Here is a 26,256-nt window from a genome sequence, read left to right as displayed (position 1 = left end):
TTAAGAAGCAACACCTAAAGGGGAAAAGAAAATATACGCTGCGATTACAATCAATACCAAAATAAAAGAAACAATATGTCTGTATTTCCAAGGTCTGATGTCTACTAATTTTTTGTCAATAGGTTGGTATGGTACTTTCATAGGATAGAATTTCCCAAAGAGCAACATAATTATAGTGCTGGTTACAAAGAGAATTGCCATGATATGCAAGAAATGTAAACCAGTATCAAATATTAATTGAGTAAGGGCATAACAGGTAATAAAAAATATCAAAGCTACTTTTGCTCCGATAGGAGGTACTTTTTTAGTTATAAATCCTACAAAAAGAATAGTGAAAATAGGTACACTAAAAAAACCTGCAACTTTCTGGATATAATCGAAAAAACCACCATCAACAAAAGCAATAAAAGGAGCGATAAACATAGCTGTCATTGCTAAAAATACTTGTAAATATTTACTTTTTTTTATTAAACTGACATCGGCAATCTCTTTGTTTTTATGCTTTAAATAAGGTTTGTATATATTAAGCATAAATAATGTACTTGAACTATTAAGTCCAGAATTAAAAGTGGTTAATGCTGCCCCAAAAATAATAGCTGCCATAAATCCGGTTAAATATTCTGGCATAACATCGCCAATTAATCTGGGATATATTTCTGCGGTATTTTCTATGTTAAAATAGATATGTAGAGCGATTAATCCAGGGATATTAAGCAAAATAGGGGAGATTACTTTTAGTACACTGGCTAAGGCAATACCTTTTTGACCTGCAGCGAGGTTTTTTGCTCCCAAGACACGTTGCATGATATATTGTTCGGTACCCCAATAATTAAGGTTTACTAATAGCATTCCTGTAAATAATGTGCTAAAAGGAACAGGAGAATCTGGTTTTCCTATGGCATTAAGATGTTCTGTGTTTTGTGTTAAAATCATATCAAGCCCTACAGAAAAACTACCATCTCCAATATATAGTAAACCAAAAAAAGGTACGAGTAACCCCCCAATTACTAATCCTATTCCATTAATGGCATCTGAGACTGCAATTGCCTTCAATCCCCCAAAAATTGCATAAATACTTCCTACAATCCCAATAGACCATACCAAAATCCATATGGTAGCCCAATTGCTTAAACCAAAAACCCCGGATAGATCAAACATACCATTAAAAGCAACTGCTCCTGCATATAATACAGGAGGCATCATATTTATAACATATCCTACAAGAAATATAATGGATATCCATTTTTTTATACTTGGGTCAAATCGATCTTCTAAAAAATCTGGAGTGGTTACAGACCCATTACGAAGATAAATAGGTAAAATGAATTCAGAAACAATAATAAGTGATAGGATAGAAGTCATTCCCCATGCCATTACTGCTACACTATCAATATATACCTGCTCATTTTCACCAATAAAATTATTGGCACTCATGTTAGTTAGAAAAAGAGACCCCCCAATTACAAACCATCCTAGACTCCTCCCTCCCAGAAAGTATCCATCTGAGGTATTGAGTGCTTCACCTTTTGTTTTTCGATAAGAAACATAAGCAACGAGTAGTGTAAAAAGTATAAAGGTAGTAACAGCGAGCATGAAGATGAACTTATAAATTAGTTAGAATGATCAAAAAGATAATATCTACTTAAAACAAAAATAGAGTAGAATAGCATAGACTATCAAATTTAACTAAAAAAACTATTAATGTGAAATATACATGTGGTGATTTTTATATGTATTTGACTTTTAGAGAATTGCTTTGGTCTATTTTTTTAACAATTTTCTGAACTCATCGGCCTTTCCTTGAAAAATATCGTAATCTACACTGCCTTTAATACCTTCTATTTTTTCACTATCCGTTCTTTGCCAAAAAGTCCATCCTTTATTTTTCCATGTTTCAGGAACCTTCGGGGATTTTTTAGTGTATTCTGCTACCCACAATTTATATTTGGCAAAATCAGGATGATTAAGATATGCATCTCCAAAAGAAGGGTCACAATATATAATAGGAATAACGCCTAATTTCTCTTCTACAATTGTTAACCATTTTAACGTGTTTTTTTGATACGTTTCTTTGGTTACCAAAGTTTTAATACCACCTTGCTCAAGATCTAAGACAGGAGGTAAGTCACCAGAAACTAGTTTATCGACAGCTGCTATGAAATTTTGAGCTTGCTGCTCTGGGTTAGTGCCAGTTTCATAAAAATGATATGCACCTCGATAGATACAGTTGTTAATTGCAGCAGCGTGATTTTTCTTAAATTTTGGATCTTTAAAGTGTGCGCCTTCAGAAGCTTTAATATACACAAAATTAACTCCATCTTCTTTAATGTCATCCCAATCTATATCATTTTGAAAATGAGAAATATCCATACCCAAAATAGATGGATCTTTTTCAAGCCTTTCATTTTCAGAGTTACAAGGGGTATTTTTATTGGTAGTCGTATAGGAAAAAAAGAATAGTATTAAGATACTGTTTATGATAGAGAGAGTTTTCATATGTGTTAGGTTAAGAGTGGTTTGTATTAAAAGCTATAAGGCAGAGCATCTTTGGTTAAAGTCCATGGTAAGGCTTTAGTAAAGTTGTTATTTTTTTGTGATTTTAAATTTATAAATTTTTTAAAAGAATGCCTATAAGTATCTCCACGTAATTGATACGCACTATAAAGTAATATCAACTCATCTTAATATCAGTATAAATTTTTATATTGGTTACTCAATAAGAACCGATACATTATGGATAGTATATCAACAATTGTTTTAGCATCATCACTGATTATTATAATGCTTGGAATGGGTTTATCTCTAGTGGTTGATGATTTTAAAAGAATTTTTACCTATCCTAAAGCTATTGCAGTAGGGCTAACGAATCAAATTATTCTTCTTCCTATCTTGGGGTTTGCTTTGGCATCTTTATTTCCTTTACAGCCAGAGGTTGCTATAGGAATTATGATTTTGGCAGCTTGTCCTGGCGGTCCTACATCAAATTTAATATCTCACTTAGCCAAAGGAGATATTGCATTATCAGTTACATTAACGGCAATAAGTAGTTTTGTTACTATTTTAACGATACCTTTTATTATAAATTTTGCATTACTACATTTTCTGGATGAAGGACAAATGATTAAACTGGATATTATTAATACTATCATTCAGATTTTGGTCATAACCATTATTCCGGTTAGTATTGGTATGATTATTAGAAAATACAATGAAGGGTTTGCTTTAAGGATGGCAAAACCTGTACGGATTGCTTCTGGCGTTGTATTAGCATTGGTTATTGTTGGAATTACTATTAAAGAAAAAGATAATTTCGTTTCTTATTTTGATCAAGCAGGTACTGTGGCATTATGTTTAAATGTTTTAACCATGGTAGTTGGGTATTATTCTGCCAGGCTATTTAAGATTAAAAATAAAAGTGCCATTTCAATTTCAATTGAATCGGGAATTCAAAACGGAACTCTGGCAATTACTATAGCCATAGTTTTATTAGAGAATACTTCATTTGCCATTGCCCCTGCAGTATATAGTTTGTTAATGTTCTTCACAGGAGGTATTGCTGTTTATTTTGGAATTAAAAAAAGTAAAAGACAAGATGTTAATGAGTGAGATTCCTGAAAAAAGTATAAAAAAAGCGTTCAAGAAATTGAACGCTTTTTTTAAATCTATATCTTATTGAATTGGAATTATTTACTTTTTGATACCTGGTATTCCTTTAGGTTTTTTGGTTTGCCAATGAAAAATTTCTGCTTTTTGTTCTTTTGGCCAAACTTCATCCAGAGTGTCAGCATTGTATACCCTACCATTTTTAATTACATGAGTAAGCGTATTCGTATTGCGTATGTTTTCTAATGGATTCTTTGAAAGAATCAGGATGTCAGCTAGTTTTCCTTTTTCCAGACTTCCTAAATCGGTATCTAATCCTAAAGCTTCGGCACCGAGTGCCGTGGCTACCTTAAGAGCATCATGATTTTTCATTCCTCCGCTCTGGACAGACCACAACTCCCAATGAAAACCTAGACCTTGGAGTTGTCCATGACTCCCTACACCAGCCAATCCACCAGCTTCGACCAGATCTTTCATGAATTCTGCATGTTTTTTAAAAATATGTTCTTCGTCCATGAACCAACCGGGTCTTCTTCTAGACTTTTGTGCTAATTCTTCGTATGGAGTAAAATATTGTATTTTTTGATCTCCCCAAACATTTTCACGAGAGTAATAATAATTTTCTGCCCAAGGTCCACCATAGGATACTAATAATGTTGGTGTGACTGCCATTTTTGAATCTGCAATTGTTTTTACTACATCTTTATAAATCGGATAAATGGGTAATGAGTGTTCATGGCCAGGATATCCATCTAATAATTGAGTCATATTTAACTTAAAGTCTAAACCTCCTTCGGTAGTTGGCATTAACTTTAATTCTTTGGCAGCCATCATAATCCATTGTCTTTGTTTGCGATTACCTACCAGGTACATTTTAATACTTTTGGTATTATAGTATTCACTATATTGTTTTAGTACCTCCTTGGCATGGTCCAAACTTTCTATTTTATATTTCCAATACCCAACACCAGGACCAGTGCTATATACTCGAGGGCCGTGAATCATCCCTGATTCTACCATGTCCGAATACGTGAGTACATCTGTTGTACCTGTCTGAGGGTCCCTTGTTGTAGTTACACCATAGGCTAGATTAGCAGAGTACATCCAGACTTGATTTTTATGTACACCCCAATATGGCCACATATGTGCATGGGTATCTATAAAACCTGGTATTAGTGTTTTGCCAGAAACATCAATGATTTTGGTATCCCCTGATACGGTTAAACTTCCAGACGTGCCAATAGCTTTAATTCTGTTGTTTTCTATAAGAATATCTCCGTTATCAATGACTTCATTTCCGTTCATAGTTATGATACGCCCTCCTTTTAAAAGTAAGGTGCCTTTTGGAATATCCTTCTCATAGTTTACTTTTATTTTAAATTCTTTTGCTTCAAATTTTGGATCCTTCTTTTTGTCTTTATCTTCTTTGCTATCATTTTTATCAGTTTTTGTAGAATCTGATTTTTTTTCGGCTTTTTTAAGTTCTTCTTCCTTTTTTTTGGCAGCCACCAAGCTATCATTGAACTTTTTTCCTGCTTCAACATCATATCTAAAATGACTAGCTCCTAAAGACCAGTGTACTTTTTTACTGTCTGAGGACCAAACAGGAAATTCTCCTCCTATTATTGTTAGTTTCATCGCAGGGAATGCAGCACCATCTGCTTTTGCTAATGAAATTGAAGGTGTTTTCCCATATCGAGGAATAAGCACAGTATAGATGTCGTTATTAATTAGTGCCAGTGCAGTTTTTCCGTCAGGCGAAATTTGTATTTCTGATGGTTTAGAAGCTTTACTTTTATCACGCCATCCTTCTTCTGATGAAGGTAATGCATTTGCACTCATAGCATCGTGATGATCTTTCCCAAAAATATCCTGAGAGCCATATGTGGTGATTCCGGTTAATTTTAAATGTTCTTTTTCATCAGATCCGTCCCAACGAATAGAGATTAACCCTTTTTCATTATGATTTAAATATATGCGGTTATCTATTTTGGTAAAATGAGGATCTTGCCTTCCTTTGGTTTTATCAATAAAATTAATGACACCTCCATTACTATCTATCCATACTAAATCTTCCTGAGCCCGACTTGAAAATGGATTAAATGCATCATCATAAGTTTGTGCTGATCCCCTGTGAAATGCAATTCGGTTTGCAGAATATGACCAGGAGGGGTTGGTATAAATACCAGGCTCTCTTGTCAATTGAGTAGGTTTCGCACGACCATCAACATTAATTTTGAATAAATGACCTCCTCCTTTTTTCCAAGTGGTGAAAACAATGTGTTTCCCGTCTGGAGACCATGTAGGCTGTGCCTCTGTATAATTATTTGTGGTCAAACGTCTGGGAGTACCATTGGGTAAATTCATTACATACAATCTATTTAAAGCAGTAAATGCAAGTCTGGAACCATCTGGAGAAGGCTTAGCGTCACGTATTTGAGTAACTAAGGCACTTTTGTTATCTTTAATAGGATATTTGAAGGCTAACTGAGGCCCTAAGTCAAGTTTGACATCAACTTGAAAAGGAATTTCTTTGGCTGTATTATTAGCCAAAGAGATAGAGTATATTTTTCCGCCATATGAAGTAACGAGATTTTTATTGTCAGGAGTAAAAGACATTGCAGGTAACACTCCTAATGGAGCTATGGATTCTTGTTCATCACGTTGAACGGGGTATGCTAACCAGCGTTCTTCTCCTGTTTTTAAATTGCGTAATACCAATCCAGTTTCCTGCTCGAAACGTGTGCCATATACTAACCAATTTCCATCATTAGATAAAGTGGGAGTAAAAGCAGAACCATATCTGGAGGTTACCACCGCCATATCACCATCTTCCATGTCGTAAGTTCCAATTTGATATTGTGGTAACTGGGCATTATAGTTCCAGGAACCTTTACGTCTAGAAAAATAAAGCAATTTTCCATCTGCGCTAAAGGCAGGATCAATAGCTTTTATATCTTTTGGTTTTTCAAACAATTGACTTCCGGAGCCACCTTCTTTATGGTAAATATGAAGTTTAATATTTCTTCGCCCTTTACCGCCTACAATATACTCTCCATCTGGAGTCCATTCTGCAGAAAAGAAATTATGCTTTTCTTCTTTAGTGATCTGTTTATCTTCTTTGGACGTAAGATCTAAAGTCCAAATATTATCAGAACCACTTTTGTCAGAGATGAAAACTAATGATTTACCATCAGGACTATATCTGGGATGCACGTCATAGGACATCCCACTAGTAACTTGGTTTGCTTTACCACCGGTAATAGGAATGGTGTAAATATCACCCATAAGATCAAATACGATAGTTTTTCCATCGGGACTCACATCTAAAGAAATCCATGTTCCCTTGTCTGTGGTAAATGATATGGTACGGGTAGGCTCCAAAGGAAGTTCTTTAGTAGCCTTTTTTATAGTATCCTTTTCTTTTTTTTTGTTTTGAGAAATGCCGATAAAAGTGCTTAAAAATAGAAATAGAGAAGTAACTCTAAGAAAGATGTGCGATTTCATTGATTGAGAATGTTGAATTTATTTGAATAAGTAAATATAGATAATAAACTAATGCGCTGTATTTCTGCTTTAACGTTGACTATCATAAAGTTTTGTTATATATAATATCATGCTTTGTGTTTTTCTTTGAGCTAAAATTTTAAAAATATCTAATTTACTGTAACAGTCATTTATGAGATGTGTCTAAACCAAAAAAACAAAGACACTATGTGTAAAACAAGATTAATTCTAACAATGGTCATAGCAATTTCTATGACTATAATTACTAAAGCTCAAAACAAAAATGACATGGAACAAACAAATTTTACTGTAGAACAAAAAAATGTATTAAATGCAATCAAAAACATGACAGCTGCATTTCATAATAAAGATATAGAAGGTGTGATGTCTAGTTATGAATCAGAAGCTCTAATTGTTTTTGAGCCAGAACAGCCTGTTTCGGATCCCTCGGTTATTAGACAGATGTTTCAGGGGGCATTTACATTGAATCCCAAATTTGAATATGATGGACATGAAGTATTTATTAATGGAGATATTGCGATTCATTTTTCTCCCTGGGAGATGAAGGGAAGAACACCTGACGGGAAAGAAGTTGTACAAACTGGTTTATCTGTAGCGGTATTAAGAAAACAACCTAATGGAGATTGGTTAATGGTTTTTGATAATCCTCATGGACAGTTTCTAATGAATAAAAAATAAAGTTTTAATGATTATATTATAGCCTAAGTGATTCATCTTAGGCTATATCCCTTTATTGAAAAACAAATATTATGAATGATAACAAAAAGCATGATCAAGATTACTTCCTTATTGAAAAATCTATCAATGGAGATAAAGTGGCTTTAGAAAAACTCATCAAGAAGCATCAGGATTGGATTTACAATGTTGCTTTGACTTTTATTGGAGATAGAGAAGAAGCTTTAGATATAATGCAGGAAGTTTTGATAAAAGTAATTACAAATCTTTCATCTTTTCAGAGAAAAAGTGCGTTTAGAACTTGGCTTTTTAGAATAACTAAGAATCATTTTCTTAATATGAAAAGAGGAAAACATGAGAGAAATACATTGACTTTTGAACAATTCGGACAAGGTATTGACAATTTACCTGATGAATCATTAAATAATTACTCTTATGCTACAGAAAATAAACTACTAATAAAAGAAGCAAAAATAAGCTGTATGAAAGGCATGCTTCTCTGTCTGGACCGTGAACAACGAATGATTTTTATTATAGGAGAGTTGTTTGAATTTTCAGATAGAGTTGGAAGTGAAATTATGGAAATATCTAAAGTAAATTTTAGAGTGAAGTTACATCGCGCAAAAGAACAATTATATAATTTTATGAATAATAAATGCGGATTGATCAATAAAAATAACCCTTGCCGATGTGCGAGAAAAACAGCAGGGTTTATAAAAATGGGATTTGTTGATCCGGTTAACCTGCATTTTCAGAAAAATACAATTAACAGTATCAACAAAATAGTCGAAAAAAAAGTCGAACGTTATAAAGATGAAGTTGTCTCTGAATATCAAAAAATATATCAAGAACACCCTTTTTTGAAAACACCAACAGATGTACTAAGTGTAAAAAAACTATTATCAACTAAAGCGGTTAGGCAAACTTTTAATTTTGAATAAATGTTAAATAAGTGTAACACCTTGATGAATTTATCATCTTTACATCTGTAGATGTAATAAAAAATATTTCTATGAGGTTATTAACAACGATTATTCTAAGTTTTGGTTTTGTATTTATTTCCTATTCACAAAAAGCTAATGTTAAAGAATGGATAGAAGATATTGATTTCTATCAAAAAACATTGCAGGAAAAACATATTGATATATATCATACAATAAGCAAAAAAGATTTTGATATCGAAATACAAAAAATCAAAGATCAAATTTCTGATTTGACACATTTTCAAGTAATTGTTGAACTTATGAAATTGACTCGAAGAATTGGAAATGGTCAAAGTGATGGGCATACGGCTATGCCACTTTGGGATACTAAACGACATAAATACCCTCTAGAATTATTTGACTTTGGAAATGAATTAAGAGTGCTAAAGACAAGCAAAAAATATCAACATTTATTGGGAAAGAAACTCATACGCATAAATAAAACTGATATAGAAGAGGTTGTAAAGAAAACTTCTGCAATAGCTCCATTTGTAGAAAACAAACAATCCTTAATGCAGAGAACCTGTAGTTATATTATGGTTTCAGAAATTCTTCATGCATTTAACGTCACAAAAGATCTTAAAAAAGCATCATTTGTGTTTGCTGATGATATTGATAAACTTGAAACAATAGATATAGAAGTTATTCCTAGTGAAAAGATGACAGAAGCACTTACAGAGGTAATATCTTTTAAGAATCCTAAGGTGAATCGACCTACTTCTGCCAAAATGGAAAATCTTTGGTTTACTCTTTTGGAAGATAAAAAAACAGTGTATATAAAATTCAGAAGATATCCACCTTATGATGAAATGCAGGCATTTTCAGAAAATATATTGGACTTTATAAATAGTAGTTCTGCTGAAAATTTAATTATTGATGTAAGAGAGAATTATGGCGGAAATACTTTTCTTGGATTAAAACTTGCAGAGTATTTAATCATAGCAGAATCTATTAATTGGACATCTGGTGTTTATACTTTGACTGATCGATTTACATATTCTGCAGCAATGGCCAATGCAGTGCAGTTTAGACAAATTCTGAATGCCAAAATTGTAGGAGAACCTACTGGTGGTAACCCATATAGTTATCAGGATTTGGGTCAATTTAAGCTTCCTAATTCTAATTTGATAGTTACATATTCAAAGCATCTATTTCGTTTTCAGGAAAAAAATACTGCTGGAGTACAACCAGATGTGTTATTCACTCCTAAATGGAACAACTATAAAAATGGAGTAGATGAGGTTATGGATTGGGTACTTAAGAATATAAATAAGAGAAACACAACCAACAAAAAGTAACAATTAGGAATTTATAATATTTTAAAATAAAGAATACTATGGAATTTGTAAAAAAATAGTCTTGTTGTTTTAGTATGTGAAAAAGCAGCCTAAAAATAATTTCAGACCGTTTTTATATAAGCCATTTGCTTTATTCTTTAAATGAAGATATTAAAGCAGATTTTATACAGCAGTTTGAGGTTTTTTTCTATAATGTATCATCTTTAGGTATTTAAAGAAACGTGAATTAGGATGATCTGCTACGATTACAAACAATGGAATTAATGCATGAGGTAGCCTGATAATCACTTCCCATGTCCATTGACTAAAAGTATTCCCTAGAAAATCAACATGAAAATGTCCGGTCAAACGAGCTATAGCGGTTAACCCTCCCCATATAAAAGCATACAACAATGAAGGATAGGATAATCTTGGGATGAAAATTGTAATAGCAATTAGAAAGTCAATAATACCAGCAATTTTAAGCATTACATGAGCACTGGGTTCACTAATAGGTAATGTATTAATTGTCATATCAACAAAACTCCCTGGTCTGGGGTAATATCCTATGGCATACAATCCATGACAACTAAATGTAAGTGCTATTGCGATAAGTGCGATCATACGTATTTTTTTAACCTCTATAGAAGTAAACACTGCCATATAAAGTAATACCGGACTCAAAAATTGAATTGTATATTCAAACAATTGGCCAACATGAAAAAATTTCTCTTTACAATACAATACAGCCAAAATAAAAAGACCTATACTACCTCCTAATAAAAAAAGTTTACCAACTTTTTTCATGCCTGGTTTTATTAGTAGGGTAACGACAGCACATAGGAGGTAAAAGACTCCTATGATCTTTATGGATAAAGAAATAGAACTTGCCACCGAAAGACTGGTAACATACTCATTCCATGATACTCCAAAAACACTTTCGACAAAGCCTTTTAAGATGGCTTCATCCCACAAAAATGTTCGATAAGGAGGATCCCATACCATATGTTGATATGCTCTTCCTAAGAAAATTAAGAAAGTAGATGCTTTTAAAATCGTAATTATTTTTTGTTGTAGGTTAGATGATTGCGTCATTGGTTTGTGTGCTGGTTAATAAAATTAAATATAAAAAAAATCTGAATATTTTTGCTGGATTTGATATTAACTAATCTTAATTTTAGAAGTGTGTCATAGTCAACTTCAAACAAGATTTTTTTAGTTCTTAAATACTATGTTTTAATGTTTAGGAGTTGTAGAAGTGTGTCAATGCGAAGAGGCTATAATTTAGGATGGTTAGTTTGCTCAAAGATATTTACTTATTATGATCTGATATCCTAAATTAATCAATAGACTAGTTGATAAATATCAATTGTTAAATTGATTGTTTTAAAGGGTAATATCAAAGAAAAGTTAATTGTTTAAGTTAATTTATCATAATAATTACTTAATTTTAAGAGAACATTAAAATTTATTTAAATATAGTACGTTAACGTACAGACATGTTTTAATTGCTTTACCCCATGATCAATATCCTTTTCCCCCATAAGCGATATTCTTTTGTTAATGAATCTTTTTTACAAAATTTTCCAGACGAAGTGATGGCTAAGTTTGAAGAAAGTAAAACTGTTCTTAATCTTAAAAAGGGTCAGGTTTTATTCCACGAGGCCTCAATTCCTACAGGAGTATATATTCTAAAAACAGGTAAAGTAAAAAAATATGCTACAGGATTAAATGGAAAAGAACATATTTTTCATTTGGTTAAAGAAAATGGAATTTTAGGTCATCATAATTTGTTATGTGAAGAGATGTATTCTCATTCTGCAGGTTGTTTGACAGATTGTTCCTTCTTTTTGATTCCTAAAAACATTTTTCTTTCTATCATAAAGGATAATCGTCATATGATGGATTGTTTATTAAAAAATATTAGCCATGAGTTTGGAGTATTTGTAAATAATTCTAAAATTATGGCTCAGTATAATGTTAGAGAAAGAACAGCATTGTCCATTATAAAGTTGGAAGAATTCTTTGATGATAATAATAGTTTTAAATTATCTAGAAGAGATCATAGTAATATTGTAGGAACATCGATCGAATCTTTAGTTAGAGTTTTACATGACTTAAAAGAAGAAGAAGCGATTGAAATTAAGGAAAGTACAATAACGGTTAAAGACATGAAAAAATTAATTGCAATAATTAATGTTATATAAACACAATAAGAGTGTAATAAAAGTTACTCAAAATATTCTTCAAAAAAAGGAAGCGATTTGGATAATTTTCTTTCAAACCCTTTGATTCGTCTTTATCAATGTTTAGCTCCTGACCAAGATTTTTGTTTTTTTATCCTTTCTTCTTTTTTGACTCATTTTTGTATGACTTAAATTCCTGATATTGTTTCCAATTGTGCTCTGTGATTTGTAGATGAAGTTACATAATTGTTCTTCTGATCTTGATCTATAATTCTAGCTTTTATTGTATCATCCAATTGAAACTGAATCATTTTTCTTATTCTTGAATATACATCTTTATCGAGTATTGGTGTTATGACTTCGATTCTGTGATCCAAATTGCGAGTCATCCAATCGGCAGAACCCATATACATTTTCTCATTCCCGTCATTTGCAAATATGTATACTCTTCCATGTTCCAGAAAACGATCTACAATACTGGTAATATATATATATGTTCACTTTGCCCTTCAATCCCAGGAACCAGACAGCAAATTCCTCGTACAATAAGTCTTATCCTAACTCCAGCGTTATTAGCTTCATACAATAAGTCTATCATTTTATGATCTTGAAGACTGTTTAGCTTTAATATGATATAAGCTTCTTTCCCTTCCTTTGCATTTTTTATTTCGGTTTCTATTAATTTTTCAAATGTACTTCTTGTTGTAAAAGGAGAAACTAGTAGTTTTTTTGTCTTAGGAATGATGACTTTCCCTTCCAATAATTGAAATACCTGATTTAATTCTAAGGTTAAACTTGGATTTGCAGTCATTAACCCAAAATCGGTATATATTTTGGCAGTTTTTTCATTAAAATTACCTGTGCTAATATAGCCATAAGTTTTTTGAACCTCATTTTCTAAGCGTTCTATCAATAGTATTTTTGAATGGACTTTAATTCCCGGATAGCTATACATTACTTTTGCTCCGTGATCTTCTAAAACTTGTCCCCAACGTATGTTATTTTCTTCATCAAACCGCGCTTTTGTTTCTATAAAAACAAAAACATCTTTTCCATTTTTTGCTGCAGTAAGTAAAGCATCAGCGAGTCCGGATTGTTTGGCAATTCTGTATAAAGTCACCTTGATTTTAGTAACATTTTCATCGATCGAAGCTTGTTGTGCTAAACGTAGAACATCATCAAAAGATTCATAAGGATAATAAAATATCCTATCTTTTTTTGTGATAGCATCAAATATATTTGGAATTTTTTGAAGCTCATGATTCTGTACCGGAATTAATTCATTTTCTGAAAGATTTTTTTGAGTAGGGTTAGGAAAACCAAAAAAATCTTTGAAATTATGATATCTTCCTCCATATAGAATATCAGTTTCATTAACATCCAAAACATCCTTGATGAGATTTAATAGTTCTATAGGCATGGTATCATCTATTAAAAGTCTAGTGACTTGCCCCGTATCTCTGTTGCCAAGGGAATCTTTAATTTTAGTTAATAAATTTCCAGAGTATTCGTTGTCAATATATAACTCTGCGTCGCGAGAGATTTTTATTAAATGAAAAGCAGAAATTTCTTTTTGGATATAAAATTTGGCAAGACTATACTTTAAAATATCATCCACAAAAGCGATGTAATGAGTATTATTCTGATTTGGAAACGTAACAAATCTTGAAGTGTCTGAAGGAATTTTGACAATGATTAGTTCTTTATTCTCTAATAACGCAGTTAAATACAGTTGTTCGTTTTCAATAAAAACCTTTTTATCTTCTCGTTCTGTATTGATATTCAGAGTAAGTTTATTCTTAAGATTCTCTTGATAATAGTGCTCAGCAAATTCTTTCTGGGATGATGTGAAATCTTCGTAGCGTATTAATTCAATTCCTTCTTTTTTGAGTTCAGGAAGAATATGATTGGTAAATAGGTTTCCAAATTCTTCTTGCTGAATGTGAACCTGTTTTTTGATTTGCTTTAAAAGTTTATTGGGTTTTGTAATTAGTTTTTTACGTAATGATTTATCGAGTTTTTTTATTTTTCTAATATCTGAAACTCGTACTTTAAAGAATTCATCCAGGTTTGAAGAAAAAATAGCAAGGAATTTAATACGTTCATATAAAGGATTATTCTTGTCTTCTGCTTCTTGTAATACCCTATGATTAAAACGCAACCAGGAAAGATCCCTATTGTAGTATTTCTTTGATATTAATGACATTTTTTATATTTAAAATTTTAAACCGACCCTACACTTGAAAAAATAAGTAATTGAATTCTATTTTCGAAACAATGTAACATCATACTTTCATAAATGATGAAACCCAAAATTAGATTTAAGTTATTTTTAGGTAAAGAAATATGTTTTTTAAGTATAAATTTTCTTAACCAATTTTCCTATACTAAGTCCTTGTATAATTATAGAAAACAAAACAACAACATAGGTAATATACAGAATTACTTCTGAAGATGCATTATCTGTTAGACTTAATGCTAATGCTATAGAAATTCCTCCTCGTAATCCTCCCCAAGTTAATATTGTAACTGTCTTTAATGGGCTACTCTCAACATGCTTTAATAAAGAATAAGGGACAAAAACAGATATAAATCTCGAAATTAGTACAATTAAGATTGCCAGAACACCAAGAATCAAATGATTAGCATCAAATTTTAAAAGATGTATGGCTAGCCCTATTAGTACAAACAAAATACCATTAAAAACATCATCGAGCACCTCCCAAATTTCATTAATCATTTTTCTTGTAGCACCTTTGTTGGTAGCAATATTTAATTTGTTTCCGATGATCATACCGGCAATGACCATTGCCAAAGGTCCAGAAACATGAATTAGGGATGCAAATGCATATCCTCCTAACACAATCGCTAAACTTATCATTACGGCTAGCTGGGGATTTTCTTTTACTGATTTGATGGAATGATATCCAATAAAACCGAGTAATCCTCCATAAAGAATTCCACCTATAGCTTCTTCAAGAAACAATTTCCCAATTTCAAGACCAACCGAACCTTCTTCATGATGTCCTTCCATTCCTGTTAGAATTAAAATCCCTGAGAAAACAACAACTCCGATTCCATCATTAAATAATGATTCTCCTTCAATTTTAATACTTAGGCTTTTGGCAATATTTGCTTTTTTAAGAATCGCCATTACTGCAATTGGATCGGTTGGGGAAATCAATGCTCCAAAAAGTAAAGCATGTAAAAAAGGTAGATCTACGCTAATTAGTTGTGCAATGCCGTATGTTAAGCCTCCAACAATAAAAGTAGATATTAATACTCCAAGTGTAGCAAATAAAAGAATAGGCCATTTTTCTTTAGTTAGTTCATCAATATTAACATGTAGTGCTCCTGCAAAAAGAAGGAAACTCAAAATTCCATCAAGGAGTAATGACCTAAAATCAGAGTTTGTTACAATATCACAAAAGAACATATAAAATCCTGGAACAATACTTTTACTCAACGTTATAATTACAACTGTTGCCAGACTCATCAACATTAAACCAATTGTAGTTGGTAGTTTAAGCCATTTATAATTCACAAAATTAAAGAAAGTGGCTATGGCAAAAATAATGCTAAAGGATTGTAACATGTTTTCTAAGGTTTTACATTAGTATATTTTTGAAGGGATATTTAGATCTTTGATGTTTTTAGTATCAATTCGTAATTGATACCAATCTTCTAATTTGACAATCGTTCTTTTTTTAATAGAATATTTTTTAATGGGTTTTGCTTAGATATAGTTAATTATATTATGGTTATCGGGATATACCAATTTACTTTTTGAATGCGTTAATAGCTTCATCAAAAAATGTAGAAACTGTTATTTCATCAACACCAGTTATGGGTAAGATAGCTCCTTTAAAACAATCATTTCTCCACTCGCCATGGGTTAATGTTTTTAAGCCTAAAGTATTCACTCCATCATGACCTTTGTATGCACTGATATAGAAATAATAGTCATCAATCATTGTGTCAGGAATTGCTAAGCCTATACCTATGGCAAATCCTGTTTTATCTTTTAATGAAGCAAAGGCGCCAATATCAAAATGATGAGGCCAAATCCTAATGTCTGATTGCAATTGCTGATTTTCTAAGAATGTTTCTAAAGTAAGTTGTGCTAATACTCGAAAGCCTGTCAATTCTCTTAGCTTACTTACATTGGTTAATTTGAAAGTAAAATCATTGGTAATAGTGGGGTAGGGTAATTCATAATGGAGATCATACTTAAATGGTTGTTTAATGTTCGCTTCTACAGCTTTTTGTGTAATCCATTGTACAATTTCGTCATGAGTAGTGCCATCTAATTTTAATGAAGTTTTTGAAATATTAGAATTCCAATCCAAACTAAAATTTTGATAACTAAGAGATAAAGAGTCGCCTTCTGAGTTTAAAGGATGTGTAAACATACTCCCTTCTTCTGCAGAAAACCCTAGATTTGTATGGCTATCATCATCTTTCTTTTCTAAAAAACTTATTCCGGCGGCGGCTAAATATTGAGCAGCCAAATGCATTTGAGTAGTCATATCTTGTTTTTTTTAAGTCAGTATTTTGTTTTTGGATTGATTTAAAGAACACCTGCATAATTAATCCCTGTTAACCTGTACATATCGTAATCAAAAGTAGAAAGGTCATCAGGATTAAATTTTGAAATATCATCATATCCGCAAGCTCTAGCAATTACCTTTATAAGGTCATTGGTCGCATCAAAATAATTATGTAATTGTTTAGCAGATGACTCTATGATCAATCTACTTCTCAAAGATTCTTTTTGCGTAGCAATACCTACCGGACAATTATTACTACCACAGGCTCTCATTCCTAAACAACCGATAGCTTGTAAAGCAGAATTAGATACTGCAATTGCATCTGCACCTAACATCATTGCTTTTGCAAAATCTTCTGCAATTCGTAAACCACCTGTTATGATTAGGGTAATATTTGTAGCTCCTACTTTATCTAGGTATTTTCTTGCTCTTGCTAAGGCAGGAATGGTGGGAACATTTATATTGTCCCTTAGAATGGTAGGGGCAGAACCTGTTCCACCACCACGACCATCCAGAATAATGTAATCGACACCAACATCTAAAGCAAATTGAATGTCTTTTTCGATATGGCTGGCAGCAATCTTAAAACCAATAGGGATACCACCAGTCCGTTCGCGTACTTCATCTGCAAAAGCTTTAAAATCTTTTACTCCATGAAAATTGGGAAAGGTAGCAGGAGAAATTGCGGTTTCTCCTTGCTGTAATCCTCTAACTTCTGCAATTTCTTTACTTACTTTGTTTCCTGGTAAATGTCCACCTGTTCCGGTTTTTGCTCCTTGTCCCCCTTTAAAATGAAATGCTTGTACTTTATCGAGTTTATCCCATGAAAAACCAAATTGGGCAGAGGCGAGTTCATAGAAGTATTTAGTGTTGTTTTCTTGTTCCTGGGGTAACATTCCACCTTCTCCAGAACAAATGCCTGTACCTGCCATTTCAGCACCTCTGGATAGTGCAATTTTTGCTTCTCGAGAAAGTGCTCCAAAGCTCATATCACTTACAAACAAGGGTATGTCAATAGAAAGTGGTTTTTTAGCATTAGGACCAATCACTACTTTTGTATCAACATCTTCATGGTCTAATAAAGGTCTGCTCGCTAATTGTGCTGGTAAAAATTGAATATCATTCCATTTGGGTAACGTATTTCGGTCTACTCCCATAGATGCCGAAAAACCATGATGTCCTAAGTTTTTTAGACCATTTTTGGCTAATTCTTTAATATAACCTGTATATGGTTCTGTTTCTTCTGGGTGAGTATCAGCATAAGCACCAAGGTATTCATCTCTATTAAAAGGTTGTGGCGCATCTTTAAGATAAGCGTCAATTTCTACTTCATCTACATAAAGTGTATCACCTTCTATTTTAGTATTGAATTTATATAAAACTTCATTATTATTATACTCAGAAACACCAGTATCGTAACGATAATCCCAGCCGTGAACTCCACAGATAAGGTTATGTCCATCCACATGTCCATCTGCCATTAATGCGCCACGGTGTAAGCACCTCCCGTATAATACAGAAATTTCTTTGTCAAATTTCACAATAACTAGATCTAATCCATTTACCAGGGCATGAGCTGGTTTTTTGTTTTCTAAATTGCTTAGTTGTGCAATTGCGACAGGTTTTTTCATAAGTATATTTTTATTGTTTTATGATCATGTTTAAAAAGCGAATCCAAGTGTAAAAACTAACCTGCCTCCATCGGTACTGCCAAAATAACCTAGGTTTGCAGTAAAAGTATCTAGGCCACTTATCCATAAAGTACCACCAACACTATTGTGCCATTTATCTGAGTCATCATCTTCTATCCATACTCTTCCATAATCAAACCCTCCGGAAAGACCATATTTAAGAGGGATAAAACTAGTTTTGAATTTTCCCATTTGTAAACGTAAATCTGTATTGTGATATGCAGCGTATTTACCAATAAAACGTTCATTTCTAAATCCTCTTAAACTGCGATTTCCACCTAATTGTGCAGCATGATAAAATTCGAAATCATCTCCCAAAATAGCCTCTCCGCCAATCTTTGTTGCGAGAACTAGTTTTCCACTTTTAATTAGTTTATGATCTATAGCAATATGTGGCTCTACATAAGCAAAGTTGTTATCACCTCCATCGATATTAGTTTTATATCCGGCAGTTATTCCTATTCTCATACCCAGAGTAGGAAAGCCAAGGTCATTCATGTTTTTAAATTGATAAGTAACTTCTGCACCTGCATATGTTTGTTTATCAAAAACAGTGCTATTTGGATCAAAGAATGTATTTACAAAACGATCTTCTGTATTTTCTACTTCAAAAGATTCGATAAGAGGTTTAAACTGAAAATATCCTCCATCCCTTCCTCTCCAAATTAAGGAAACTGCGGTATTCCATTTTCTAATTCTTGTTCTATTAAAATCTAAATCTACTTCATCTTTGTCATATTCAGTTTCATTTCCAGCACCAAAGAAGTTAATAGCAAAATTAGGACTAGTATATAATCCTTCTACACCAAAATTCCAGTTGTGGAAGATATTAGAAAACTCTCCTTTGTATGATATGTCAAAGCCAGAAGATCCAGTATAATAAGATGCGCTTATTGAATGTTTTTGGGTAAAAGGATTACGCTGTAAACCATAGTGAGTAAAATGCTCAAGAACACCTATACGTAATCCGTCGTCGGGATTAAAAGCGATTAAAGGTAGTAATTGATTGAAATTGTATTTACGTTTCTTATGATCATAATTATTTATTTTATAGTTATCAACCAACCATTTTTTTGACCGTTTATTTATAATTGTATTGTTTTTGCCTTTATAATCATAAAGTTTAACTTTCTGGGTATTTTGAAAATCGTAAGTGTCATTTTTCTTACCTCCCATGATTTTGATACTAATGGGATTGTCACCGTTACCGTATATCTTAAAAGTGTCATTTCCATCAAGGCCATAGATCCAAATTTCTTTAGTTTCCTGTTTAGTATAGATCCTATTAAAAATATCCAGATCTTTTCGTTGGATACTTATTTTTGTTTTTCCGTTAGGTAATCTTGTAATTTCGAAAAGATCGTCTTTTTGAGTACCGGCAAGTACTACGAATTTATTTAGGAATTTATAATATTTGCGAGCGATATCTACTATGTTCTTTCTCCTTCCTTTGAGTTTTGTTTTTATTTCATCAATAGATCTTCCTTTGATTTCATTAGGAATTTTATCAAATGCTTGATCGATAACGAGATCGGTTAATTTTTCTTGAATATATTTTGCTTGTTTATCCCATTCATTCCAATCGGATTGATTGAGAAAAGTCAAATCCATAGAATATGGGGAAAGGGCAAACCATTTAGGACTTTTCAATTCCTCATCAAAAGATTGCATTTTCCGTAAACTAGGTATGGCCCAAGTTAAAAATGAAACAATACTACCATCAAATACAGAAAATGCCTGATCACGATCCCTGGGGATGGGTTTACAAACTTCGGAGCCATCTTCATTTTGAAATACGGCCCATCTCCATTGATCTTCATGTCGGTCCCAATCACCAATTAGCATATCAAACAATCGGGCCCTTATATAAGAAGGTTCGTCTACAATAGATTTTCCTGTTTTATGAATTTCTTTTAATACATCATTGGTACTTAGAATATCTTTAGGTTTTCCAAAACTGGATAGATCTGTATGACTAGAATTTACGGCTTCCTCAACGAGATATAATTCATCACCATATTCATCATTATATTGCCCTAATGCTCTTTGTTTAGGAATATAATACAGTATAGGATTACTATGAAAAATATCTACAGCATCTGATAACTTGTCAATTGCAAAAGGGGTATAAGGGTGTGCAGTGGTATAAAAATCTAATAAAAACCTATCTGCATAACTGTTTTCTAGATCGTCTTCTACATATTTATCCTGAAATGCTGTTGATTGAATAAATTTAACTGCACTTTTCCTTAGAGCTCTCATTACATATTGTTTCCCATTTTTGTCTTCAAGACGTAGGGATAAAGATTGGTGACCTCCACCACGTCTTATGGGAGTTAACCCTCCCTTCAATGTATCAAGAAAAGCGACTGGAGCATCGACAGGTTTGCTGTAAAATTCTCTATAGTGATTTCCCCATAAGCCTTTGTATATTTTACTTTTTCTGGTTTCTTCTTTAGAATATACTGAAGCACTTTGAGTCGCATTAAAACTACTTTCTGGTTTAAAAGTGTAGTTTATTCCTTTTCTTTCTCCACTAAAAACTGAGGTTGAAAAAATGGAAGTATTGATTTGATTTGCAGTATAAAAATCTATGTTTACTTTTCCATTTTTATAAATATCAAGTTTAGCATATCCTTTTTGTGTGGAAGCAAAATTTTCTTCAGTACTATTTCTCAGATTTTTAGTTTTTCCAACGGCGCCACTAATGATTTGTGGGATTCCATATTTATTAATGTACTGAAGGTTTTTATCATGACCAGATACAAAAATTATATTTTCTGATCGTCTTGCGGTCGTTAATAATCGATTTCTTAAACTTCTATATTGTCTGTTTTCAAAATCATGTAGAGATGTCCCCGCAGTATTTGCAAGTAGACCGTGAGCAGAATTAGAATGTATGGGATGGTGAATAGCCACAATCTTTATCTTATCCTGAGATTTTTTAAGCATGCTTTCGAACTCAAGAAAAAATAAAGTTCTGTTCTTGATATCACAGTCTTCATTTAAATAAATATGATTATTCCAGTTTTCTAGATACCACTGTGAGTCTATAGTAATTAGAACTACATTTTCACTTAAATCTTTTTTCTTTATTGGGCATCCTTCATCCGGATAGAACTTTGCTTTACTATTTTTTTGTATAAATTTCTCTAATTTGCGAACCCCTCTATGTCCGTTAGAAACCCATTCATAATATCCCGGAGTAAATATCACATCTCCTTTAAAAGAAGAAAGAATATCAAGTTGGGCATTTATGTTATTCTCTACATTTGAGCCATCAAACCCATTTTTTCCTGTTGTATTACCAAGGATTAAAAGTGCTGTTGCATCATGCTGTTGAGCATGTTTTGTTATCTGGCTTAACATACTTTCTTTTTTCGCGTCTCCGAGGTTTGCAGTGATAAAAATAGACTTCTCTATTGCTTGAGTATATCCTTGAATGGCAAGAAAGAGTAAACAAAGAAAATATAGATATTTTGTGTGACTAAATATTTTCATTTAAAATGGTTTAATTATTTTCTGTCAATTTTTAGTTGATAAATCTTTAACACTGTTAAGCTAAAAAAACTCTAAGACTAAGCTTTCTAATGGGGGCAAATTTGATAAACTCATCGTTCTAAGTATGACCTGAAATTTCAGTAAAATAATATAAAAAGTATTCACCTAAACCAACCAAGAAGAAAGCGATAAGACTAAAATAATCTAAGATTTTGATTGTTTTTATGGTTGCACTCATTAGTTAGTTGCTATGGTGATTGATTTGACGAAAAATTTGCGCAAAGCTTTCAATACGGTATGTAGTGATATAGTAACAGGGGGTATTAGTGGTTATTCTCTGTTTAACAACAAGCTTTCTATATATGTTCTTAAAAAAAATCATTGTATTTCTTTAGGTAATGAAATAAATTGAGCATCATAATCAATAATTTCTTGCTTTCTGAACATGCTCATTGTGTTACTTACGGTTTGTCTGGATGTATTAGTAAGATGAGATATGTCTTTATGAGACAAGAGGTTTTTTGCTATAACTCTATCGTTCTCAAGTTCACCAAATTCTTTAATATAGTCGATTATAAATTCTTTAATTCTAGCAGCACTATCTTTATAAAGTAAATCTCTTAATCTACGTTCTAACTTCTTTATTCGTAAGCCGTATACTTTAAGAACTCCGTTTTTTAAGGATGTATGCTGCTCCATAATTTTTTCCATTCTATCTGCTTCTATATAACATATAATACAATCTTCTAGTGCTATAGCTTTTTCTTCGTTTGCAGCTTGACGATCAAATAGAGAGAGTTCACCAAAAATATTTCCTTTCTTTACAATATACTTTACCGTATCACTAGAAGTATCAACAATTTTGATAGTTCCTCTTTTTAGAAAAAAAACACTTTTTTCTTCACTATTAAGTAATTGAATTGTAGTGGCTTTGTCGATATTTTCCATTTCAAGAATTTCGCACATACGCATCATTGTAATTCTACCAAGTTTATTAAAAAGATTAAATCCTTCTAGAAACCAATATTTGGTATATGTATTCAAGAGGGTGAGGTTTATGAATTGGTATTGTTAAAAGTACAGAATTTTGACTATATCAATGCAGAATTAATTTTGGAAAGTTACTTTGGACGACAATCTTGTGATTTTGTTGGTTTTCAGTGTTTTAAATTTAGGGCTGTAAGAGGGCTTGAAAATGAATGTTTTGAAATCGTCTTTTGTTTTTTTGAAACAACTACACTTCTTTTTCAAAATTAAAAAAAGCCCTCATTTGAGGACTTTTTTGTGTAAATATGAAAATGAATTTATTTTCCTAGCATCAATAATTCATTACAAACAATCTCTGTGATATAACGTTTTTGACCTTCATTATCATCATAACTTCTGGAAGTAAGTTTACCTTCAATAGCAATTTCCTGCCCTTTATTTACATACTTTTCTATGATATCGGCAATTTTACCCCATGCTATTACATTATGCCATTGGGTATCGGTAACTTTGTCCCCTTGTTTATTGTAGTAATAGTCATTTGTTGCAATAGAAAATTTTGCTAGTTTTCTATCAGAATCGAGGTTTACGATTTCTGGTTCTTGTCCTAAGTTTCCAATCAACTGTACTTTGTTTTTTAGCGTGTTCATAAATTTAAATTTTTCGTGTTAAACAGTTAATACTATATCCTGAATTGATTTTCAGGAAATTTTAATTCGTATCGAAAATGAGACATACATTGTTTTGTAATAATTCAATTCGACAATGCAAACCTAAATCAGATGGCAAATAGGATTCGGTTAGGAAGTGTTTAGTTTCGTTTGTAATCGTTTGTAGTCGTTTGAAATTGATTAAAAACGCTGATATGTAGTGGTTTATGTTCTTTTTTTGGATTTTGTTTTTTCTATTAAAAATAAAATTTTAAATCTAAAGATAGCTAATAACGTATATAGGCGAATGTTTTATAAGTATATTAGGGTAGCAAAAACAAGTGTAGAATTATTGGATTGATTAAGATAAATTTGCTTTACCCAAATATATATAGTGCTTTATTTGATTTAGAAAAGTAACAACATTGATTCAAAGAAACATGTTCTTTAAAGTACTTTATGGGTATAATATTGAATTTTGAGTGGAATAAATTGCATCGCTCCATTATCATAATTTGAGAAAGTTTTAAATTTACTAAATGTTGACAACAGGTCTCATTCTTATTCTTGCATCTCTTGGTTTGGCTCAAGGGTTATTTTTAAGTTTCTATTTATTAAGGCTTAAAAATGGCAACAATAAATCTAATATTTTTTTAGCGCTTTTTATACTAGGGCTAACCATAAGGGTCGGTAAATCTGTGCTAAACTATTATATGTCTTTAGAGAATTGGTAGAACAATATTGGTATTTCAGGAATTTTGTTTGCAGCCCCCTCTTTATGGTTTTATGGAATTACACTTTTTGAGAAGAGTAAATCATTCTCAATAAAAGAGTATCTCCATTTTGTTCCCTTTATTTCGTTTCTTTTTTTAATTCCTCTTGTGCCTAGAAATGGAAATTTCGAATCTTTTTGGAACTACGGAATTGTAGTTTTTTATTTACTTTTATATTTAATATTATCCTGGTCTAATCTATATAGAAATCGTTTAAAAATCCCCAAAAATGTAGTGCACTGGTATCGAAATATCTTAATTGGAGCCACACTCATTTGGCTTCATTATGTTGTAAACCTTTTTGATTTTACGATGTACTACATTCGAGGAACTATATTTTATTCTTTTTTGATTTATGTTTTTAGCTACTTATTCCTTAGTCATCATAAGTTTAACCTACAGAAGTATAACAGTTCTAACTTAAATAAAAAGCTTTCAAAGATGCTGTTTCTAGAAGTTAAAGAACTCTTTGAAACCGAACATATTTTTTTGGATAATAATCTTACGTTAAATATGATCTCTAAAAAATTAAAAATCAAAGCTCGAGAAGTCTCACAGGTTATTAATGAAAACGCACAACAAAATTTTTATGATTTTGTAAATCAATATCGTATTGAAAAAGCCGAGGTTTTATTAAAGGATTCAAAATATGCAAATGAGAAAATTGCTACAATTGCTTATGATTCTGGTTTTGGTAACGTCACTTCTTTTAATACTGCCTTTAAGAAAAAAAATGGCGTAACACCTTCTGCTTATAAAAAAGGATAAAAACACATGTTTTTTGTCAAAGGAAACATGTTTTCTAAAGTGTTTTAATCCTTTATTACTGAATATTGTCTCATATCATTATTACATACTTCTATATATACAATAGAAGAACAAGCAGTAATATGAACAAAAAACTCAAAGAATTAAAACACCAAAATGATGAGAAAAATAACACTTATATGTTTAATGCTATTTGCAATAGCGTGCACAGAACAACATGAGATGATCAAAAATAAGGTTTCAGGATTATCAAAACAAACCTCCGATTTAACGCCTCTAGAAGTAGTGAATAAAAGAATGAATTTCTTCAATCAACACGATTACGATAATTTTATAAAACTATATCATGAAGATTTAAAAGTGTATACATATCCAAATAAGTTACTGGGAAAAGGGTCAGATAGGTTGGCTCCCATTTTTAAATCTGATTTCGAAAATAAATTGGTAACCGTTAAGATTGTTAATCAAATGAATAATGGTCCCTATGTCATCAATCATGAATTGGTCACTAATGATGGTAAAGAGACTACATATGTTTCTATTTATAAAGTTGAAAATGGACTAATTACTAATGTTCGTTTTGTGAGAGATTTTTAAACTTGAAAAAAGTGTAACGAAGATGAGATACGAAATACTTATTGGATTAATTTTTGGAAACTTTAGATCCACATATTCAAATTAAAATCACATTAGGTTTTACTTTTTCAAATCAGGGAAACAAAAAAATACCTGATAATTTTTTTATATAAAAAACTCTTGTCAACAATGATTATCGGTCAGTTGTGATGTGAATCGCTAACAGGATGCTACTAGTGATACAATCTTAGATATATAATCAGAATCACAATTGTGTGACATTTTACAAAAACCATAGCTGAGACGTTATCATTAACTGAACCTTTTTTTTAAATCTCCCAATTAAAATATATTTCCACAATCATTTAGGGTGTCCTTTTTGCTATTCTTCAAGTTTTTATTTTAAGATTCATTGCTACTAAGGTAAAACGGTTTCAATATTAAAAAAGAGGGTAAGAAAAGAGAAAAAGGATGTTGGTTTGTGCGCGTATCTTTGATCGATTTTATT

At 31.9% G+C, this 26,256-nt stretch carries 19 protein-coding genes; 7 read left to right on the top strand and 12 right to left on the bottom strand.

The annotated features are described in order from the left end of the window. Positions 1–1,593, bottom strand: coding sequence for a solute:sodium symporter family transporter (locus FOF46_RS18760; protein ID WP_109433857.1), 1,593 nt, complete (start codon positions 1,591–1,593; stop codon positions 1–3). Between the two features lie 168 nt (positions 1,594–1,761). Beyond that, the gene (locus tag FOF46_RS18755; RefSeq protein WP_143917523.1) at positions 1,762–2,496 is read right to left on the bottom strand and encodes a glycoside hydrolase family 25 protein; all 735 of its coding nucleotides are present in this window, start codon (positions 2,494–2,496) and stop codon (positions 1,762–1,764) included. 237 nt (positions 2,497–2,733) lie between these two features. On the opposite strand from FOF46_RS18755, the gene FOF46_RS18750 reads away from it, so the two are divergent. Beyond that, the gene (locus FOF46_RS18750; RefSeq protein WP_143917522.1) at positions 2,734–3,606 is read left to right on the top strand and encodes a bile acid:sodium symporter family protein; all 873 of its coding nucleotides are present in this window, start codon (positions 2,734–2,736) and stop codon (positions 3,604–3,606) included. A gap of 81 nt (positions 3,607–3,687) precedes the next feature. Here the strand turns inward: FOF46_RS18750 and FOF46_RS18745 are convergent, their stop codons facing one another. Further along, on the bottom strand, positions 3,688–7,110 hold the full coding sequence (locus FOF46_RS18745; RefSeq protein ID WP_143917521.1) for an amidohydrolase family protein: 3,423 nt from the start codon (positions 7,108–7,110) through the stop codon (positions 3,688–3,690). 207 nt (positions 7,111–7,317) lie between these two features. Between FOF46_RS18745 and FOF46_RS18740 the strand changes: the two genes are divergently transcribed. From FOF46_RS18740 to FOF46_RS18730, 3 genes are all read left to right on the top strand, one after another. Continuing rightward, a complete protein-coding gene (locus FOF46_RS18740; protein ID WP_167571886.1) occupies positions 7,318–7,809 on the top strand; it encodes a YybH family protein in 492 nt (163 codons plus the stop codon). 71 nt (positions 7,810–7,880) lie between these two features. Then, positions 7,881–8,747 (top strand): RNA polymerase sigma factor, encoded by an 867-nt coding sequence (locus FOF46_RS18735; protein WP_143917519.1) that lies wholly within the window; start codon positions 7,881–7,883, stop codon positions 8,745–8,747. 71 nt (positions 8,748–8,818) lie between these two features. Next, positions 8,819–10,087 carry a S41 family peptidase gene (locus FOF46_RS18730; protein WP_143917518.1) on the top strand — a complete coding sequence of 423 codons (1,269 nt, stop codon included), beginning with the start codon at positions 8,819–8,821 and terminating at the stop codon, positions 10,085–10,087. Positions 10,088–10,249: 162 nt separating this feature from the next. Here the strand turns inward: FOF46_RS18730 and FOF46_RS18725 are convergent, their stop codons facing one another. Next, complete coding sequence (locus FOF46_RS18725) at positions 10,250–11,161, bottom strand: hypothetical protein (protein WP_143917517.1); 912 nt, start codon at positions 11,159–11,161, stop codon at positions 10,250–10,252. A 425-nt stretch (positions 11,162–11,586) separates the two neighbouring features. On the opposite strand from FOF46_RS18725, the gene FOF46_RS18720 reads away from it, so the two are divergent. Then, positions 11,587–12,273 carry a Crp/Fnr family transcriptional regulator gene (locus FOF46_RS18720; RefSeq protein WP_109433849.1) on the top strand — a complete coding sequence of 229 codons (687 nt, stop codon included), beginning with the start codon at positions 11,587–11,589 and terminating at the stop codon, positions 12,271–12,273. A gap of 167 nt (positions 12,274–12,440) precedes the next feature. On the opposite strand, the gene FOF46_RS32965 is transcribed toward FOF46_RS18720, so the two are convergent. The 8 genes from FOF46_RS32965 to FOF46_RS18685 form a co-directional block, all read right to left on the bottom strand. Further along, positions 12,441–12,692 carry a phospholipase D-like domain-containing protein gene (locus FOF46_RS32965; RefSeq protein WP_262713261.1) on the bottom strand — a complete coding sequence of 84 codons (252 nt, stop codon included), beginning with the start codon at positions 12,690–12,692 and terminating at the stop codon, positions 12,441–12,443. 29 nt (positions 12,693–12,721) lie between these two features. Further along, entirely contained in the window at positions 12,722–14,458 is a 1,737-nt protein-coding gene (ppk1, locus tag FOF46_RS18715) for a polyphosphate kinase 1 (protein WP_262713260.1), read from the bottom strand. 147 nt (positions 14,459–14,605) lie between these two features. Next, positions 14,606–15,847 (bottom strand): cation:proton antiporter, encoded by a 1,242-nt coding sequence (locus FOF46_RS18710; RefSeq protein WP_143917516.1) that lies wholly within the window; start codon positions 15,845–15,847, stop codon positions 14,606–14,608. A 184-nt stretch (positions 15,848–16,031) separates the two neighbouring features. Further along, complete coding sequence (locus FOF46_RS18705; RefSeq protein ID WP_143917515.1) at positions 16,032–16,781, bottom strand: hypothetical protein; 750 nt, start codon at positions 16,779–16,781, stop codon at positions 16,032–16,034. A 41-nt stretch (positions 16,782–16,822) separates the two neighbouring features. Next, positions 16,823–18,433, bottom strand: a complete 1,611-nt coding sequence (locus FOF46_RS18700; protein WP_109433845.1) for a glutamate synthase-related protein — start codon at positions 18,431–18,433, stop codon at positions 16,823–16,825. Between the two features lie 30 nt (positions 18,434–18,463). After that, positions 18,464–21,994, bottom strand: coding sequence for a bifunctional metallophosphoesterase/BamA family protein (locus tag FOF46_RS18695; protein WP_143917514.1), 3,531 nt, complete (start codon positions 21,992–21,994; stop codon positions 18,464–18,466). A 378-nt stretch (positions 21,995–22,372) separates the two neighbouring features. After that, entirely contained in the window at positions 22,373–23,038 is a 666-nt protein-coding gene (locus tag FOF46_RS18690) for a Crp/Fnr family transcriptional regulator (RefSeq protein ID WP_143917513.1), read from the bottom strand. 260 nt (positions 23,039–23,298) lie between these two features. Continuing rightward, the gene (locus FOF46_RS18685) at positions 23,299–23,631 is read right to left on the bottom strand and encodes a single-stranded DNA-binding protein (RefSeq protein WP_109433842.1); all 333 of its coding nucleotides are present in this window, start codon (positions 23,629–23,631) and stop codon (positions 23,299–23,301) included. 1,214 nt (positions 23,632–24,845) lie between these two features. On the opposite strand from FOF46_RS18685, the gene FOF46_RS31670 reads away from it, so the two are divergent. Next, a complete protein-coding gene (locus FOF46_RS31670; protein WP_167571885.1) occupies positions 24,846–25,172 on the top strand; it encodes a helix-turn-helix domain-containing protein in 327 nt (108 codons plus the stop codon). A gap of 159 nt (positions 25,173–25,331) precedes the next feature. Further along, positions 25,332–25,769: a nuclear transport factor 2 family protein gene (locus FOF46_RS18675; RefSeq protein ID WP_167571884.1), complete on the top strand. Its 438-nt coding sequence runs from the start codon at positions 25,332–25,334 to the stop codon at positions 25,767–25,769. Positions 25,770–26,256: the final 487 nt, after the last annotated feature.

Source organism: Aquimarina algiphila, assembly GCF_007489275.1.
GTDB lineage: Bacteria > Bacteroidota > Bacteroidia > Flavobacteriales > Flavobacteriaceae > Aquimarina > Aquimarina algiphila.
Note: the sequence above shows the minus strand (reverse complement) of the source record. Positions and strands in the feature narration are given on the sequence as shown.